Origin of the sequence: Sulfurimonas sp. (genome assembly GCF_032250635.1) — a bacterium.
GTDB lineage: Bacteria > Campylobacterota > Campylobacteria > Campylobacterales > Sulfurimonadaceae > Sulfurimonas.
The window spans coordinates 1-4110 of sequence record NZ_JAVVFL010000192.1; the positions used below are offsets into that span (position 1 = coordinate 1).

Consider the following 4110-nt stretch of genomic DNA (forward strand, 5'->3'; position numbering starts at 1 on the left):
AGCCTTTCCTTTTAACGCAGACTCTTTTATATCAGCACTATCTTCAGAGAATGGAGTGGTGAATATCTCCTTTGCGACACAAAGAAATATCTCCTCTTTGTTTTTAAAGTGATTATACAAAGCACTCTCTCTTATTCCCACCGCTGAAGCAATTTTTCTTACACTTGTAGCCTTGTAACCATGCTCAGAGAAGAGAGTAGATGAAGCTTTTATGATCTTTTGCTTTGTATTTGATTTCTTTGGAATCGTCGTATTTTCGGGCATTTTGCAACCTTTTTTAGTATATGAACAACTGTTAATTTAAATAAAATTATATATGAACAAGTGTTAATTTATCCTTAGAGTACATGAACAGTTGTTCTTTAAATAACTTTGTTTAAAGAACAACTGTTCATATTGTTAAAAAACATACTTAAAGCAAGTTTTTTGTACAATTTTGCAGGTGCAACAGATAGTTACTTGATTGATTTCAAGAGGAAAGTCCGAGCTGCTATAAGACAGTGTTCCATTTAACTAATGGCCGTAGCAATACGAGGGAAAGTGCAACAGAGAGTAGACTGCCGCTTTATAGCGGTAAAGGTGAAAGGGTGGGGTAAGAGCCCACCAGTCTCTATAGCAATATGGAGAGCTTGTAAACCCAACATGGCAGCAAGAAACAGATGGTCAGCGTCTTAAGGGAAGAGTTACGGTGGCAACACTGAACTCTTCTTATGCTACTGTTTCGCTAGAGTTACTATGTAAATAGTAAAGTAGATTAATACTATCAAAACAAAACTCGGCTTATGTTGTGCCTACCTCCTTCAACAAATAGTCAATACCAGCATTTGCAAAAAACCTATTTCCATACTATTGTATGTTTAAATTAATTTTAAAAAATAAGACTTATATAATAAATTATTTTAATATTAAAAAACTATAGTTACAATCTTTACAGACACTCAAAAGAAAAGGATACGTTATGAATAAGTTAACAATAGTAGGCATGTCAATCATGCTAATGGGAACACCGGGTTTTAATGGCAGAATCTGATACGGATTATAGATGTGGACAGCAACCATCTTACGGCTATGGCATGCCGGGTCAAGGAATGATGGAAGATGGTTATGGTATGCCTGGTCAAGGGATGATGGGGCAGGGTTATCAGAGACAGAGTAATTATGAACAGATCCCGGAAGTAAAAGCTAAAAAAATGTTAGACCAATACATCAAGGATAATCTCAAAGGGTTTGAAATAACAAAAATTGAAAAAGAACGTGTGCGAATGGGCGTAGTATATATAGCAATTGTTAAAGACAATAATGGAAATGAGTTTGAAATCCATCTCAATCCATGGGGCTATATCAGAGGACTATTTGTCCGTTAAACCTAGTTGTTGCAGGAGGAACCCTGCAGTAACCAAAATCTGTTGAGATAAGAAGAGGTATGTTGTGAATTATTATGGAACACACGGTTACGGAATGGGCTTTGGATGGTTAGTTATAATATTAATTATTGTGGCATTGGTCTATTTTGTAAATAGCAGAAAGAAAGAAGAACTATCCGCTAAAGAGATACTTGATAAAAAATATGCTAACGGTGAAATTGGTGATGAGGAGTATAAGAAAAAAAGAGATGCTATAGAAAAGTAAAGAGGTGTTATGTAGTTAAGCACCTAATGTAAGTGTCATATTTTTTAATATCAGAGCTAAACTGTTCCAAATAGAGCAAAACTATTTTCAAGAGAATTTACATTATGTTAACCAGGATTATGTTCTTTCGATATAATCAAAATAACAGTACTATTTAAATACACTTTCAATACACTTTTATATTAAATACAAACATGCAACAAATAAAGAGAATTACAGATGAACAGAAAAGATAAATTGATACAAGACATTCAAAATTTACTTAATAGCTATGAGGGAATTCATAAGACTTCAATCAATCCTGATTTGCTTGAGTTCATGGACGAAGATACGCTTGTGAGTATTGTGGACTCTCTTCTTAGGCAAAAAGAAGAGTCCTCGAAGGGCGGGTCTGATTTGGAGTGGTTGGAAAAGTTTAAAAAATATGATTAACAATGCCCTACTCGTGCTTTTTAGTTCTGTTTTAATTCAATTCAATTATTTACTGTTTGATTTGTTACCCAATTATCTGCTATAATCCTTCCATATTTAAATGAAGGATTTTGTATGTCTAATGTAGATTTAGTTCAATTAACCGAAGAAACGAAGAAATTAACCGCAATGGTTGTGGAGGATGAAAAAGTAGCTAACGAGCTTTTAAGCTCTACTTTTAAAAACTTTTTCGCTGATGTTAAGTCATGTTTTAATGGAAAGGAAGCTCTTGAAGCCTATTCAAAATCAGCTCCTGATATAGTTTTTGTAGATATTATAATGGCTGAAATGGACGGAATTGAGCTTTCACGCAAAATTCGTGAAATAAATCCGAGTCAGATTATTATTGTCATCTCAGCTAGTAACGATATTGAGAAGATATCTGAGTCTATTGAAGTCGGTGTAAACAGCTTTATTCAAAAGCCAATAGATACTAAAAAGATAATTGAATTATTATCAAGTGTTGTATCTATGATAAACAAAAAGAAGAAAATTGAGACTAAAACATTCTCAATCTCACTTCCTTTGGATCTATACGAAATCGTAAACGATAACGCAAAGGCTGAGAGCATCTCTAAAAATGCCGTAATAATAAGAGCTTTACGCAATTTTTACGAATAAATACCTTTTGTTTACAGAGTCGGCTGGATTTTATACTTTATTAAGAATTAAATCTATATAATTTCGGCTCAGTAAACAAGACTGACAAAAGTGGCCCCGTCGTCTAGCGGTAAGGATCCATGGTTTTCATCCATGTTACAGGAGTTCAATTCTCCTCGGGGTCACCACTTCATCATTTAAAAACAATCCAAAATAAAACATCTCCTCAGCTAAAGTTAGATAAAATCACAAAAAACTATTTTAGGAATTTTAATGTTAAGATTTGCGCCAAGTCCCACAGGTGATATGCATATCGGCAATTTAAGAGTTGCCATATTTAACTACATCGTATCAAAACAGAGAAATGAAGAGCTGATTATTAGAATCGAAGATACAGACAAAGAGAGAAATATAGAGGGCAAAGATCAGGAGATACTTGATATTTTAAATCTTTTTGGCATCGAATACTCTCAAGTCATGTATCAAAGCAACAATAAGCGTTTTCACTCTGCTATGGCACTGCAGCTTCTGCATGAGCTAAAAGCATTTAACTGTTTTTGCTCATCAGAGTGGCTGGATAATAAAAGGGAAGTAGCTAAAAACAGTAAAACTGCATATAGATATGACGACGCTTGCGCATCCCTTCCGGACGAGCTTGTTATTGATAACGAGAGTCCTTTTACGGTAAGAATAAGAAAACCAATGGAAGCCATCATCGTAAAAGACCATATCAAGGGCGAGATAAAATTTGAAGCCAATGAGATAGACAGCTTCATAATTTTAAGACAGGATAAAACTCCTATGTACAACTTTGCATGTGCGGTTGATGATATGTTAAGTGATGTATCGCTGATTATTCGCGGAGAAGACCATGTTAGCAACACTCCAAAGCAGATTCTTATCAGAGAAGCGCTTGGCTATACTAAAAATATAGAGTACGCACACCTGCCGATAATATTGAACGACAACGGCAAGAAGATGAGCAAAAGAGATGATGCTTCTAGTGTTAAATGGCTTCTTGAAGAAGGGTACCTGCCCTCAGCCATCGCAAACTATCTTATACTGATGGGAAACAAGCCGCCGAAAGAGATTTTTCATCTGGCGGAGGCTATAGAGTGGTTTGACTTGAAAAACATAGCAAAGTCCCCTGCCCGTTTTGATATAAATATGCTCAAACATATAAACAGAGAGCATATTAAAATGCTTGAGCCAAAAGAGCTCTCTCGCTATGTCGGTTTTGCCGATGAAAATATAGGAGAGCTTGCAAAAATATATCTTGAAGAGTCAAATACGACTAAGGAGCTAAAAGCTAAAATAGCTTCTATCTTTGCCAAGAAAGATATTCCTGATGAGTTTAAAGAGTATGCCCAGACAATAGTTAAAATTGTTAAAGATGCGCCCTACTTTGAG

Annotated in this window: 6 protein-coding genes, 1 tRNA gene and 1 other RNA gene; 7 read left to right on the forward strand and 1 reads right to left on the reverse strand. The window is 35.1% G+C overall.

All coding sequences use genetic code 11. The features are described 5' to 3' along the window. Window positions 1–264, reverse strand: a 264-nt coding sequence (locus RQ763_RS10195; RefSeq protein WP_314152822.1) for a TetR/AcrR family transcriptional regulator, incomplete at its 3' end; no start/stop codon positions are given. Window positions 265–439: 175 nt separating this feature from the next. Here RQ763_RS10195 and rnpB point away from each other — a divergent pair. The 7 genes from rnpB to gltX all read left to right on the forward strand — a co-directional run. Beyond that, an RNA gene (gene rnpB, locus RQ763_RS10200) (RNase P RNA component class A) lies at window positions 440–798 on the forward strand. 218 nt (window positions 799–1016) lie between these two features. After that, window positions 1017–1364, forward strand: coding sequence for a hypothetical protein (locus RQ763_RS10205; RefSeq protein ID WP_314152824.1), 348 nt, complete (start codon window positions 1017–1019; stop codon window positions 1362–1364). A 64-nt stretch (window positions 1365–1428) separates the two neighbouring features. Continuing rightward, window positions 1429–1629, forward strand: a complete 201-nt coding sequence (locus RQ763_RS10210) for a hypothetical protein (RefSeq protein WP_314152825.1) — start codon at window positions 1429–1431, stop codon at window positions 1627–1629. A 219-nt stretch (window positions 1630–1848) separates the two neighbouring features. Beyond that, window positions 1849–2061 carry a hypothetical protein gene (locus RQ763_RS10215; RefSeq protein WP_314152827.1) on the forward strand — a complete coding sequence of 71 codons (213 nt, stop codon included), beginning with the start codon at window positions 1849–1851 and terminating at the stop codon, window positions 2059–2061. Window positions 2062–2175: 114 nt separating this feature from the next. Beyond that, entirely contained in the window at window positions 2176–2721 is a 546-nt protein-coding gene (locus tag RQ763_RS10220) for a response regulator (protein WP_314152829.1), read from the forward strand. A 92-nt stretch (window positions 2722–2813) separates the two neighbouring features. Next, a tRNA-Glu gene (locus RQ763_RS10225) sits at window positions 2814–2888 on the forward strand. 85 nt (window positions 2889–2973) lie between these two features. Further along, a partial coding sequence (gene gltX, locus RQ763_RS10230; protein WP_314152831.1) for a glutamate--tRNA ligase occupies window positions 2974–4110 on the forward strand: 1137 nt, incomplete at its 3' end.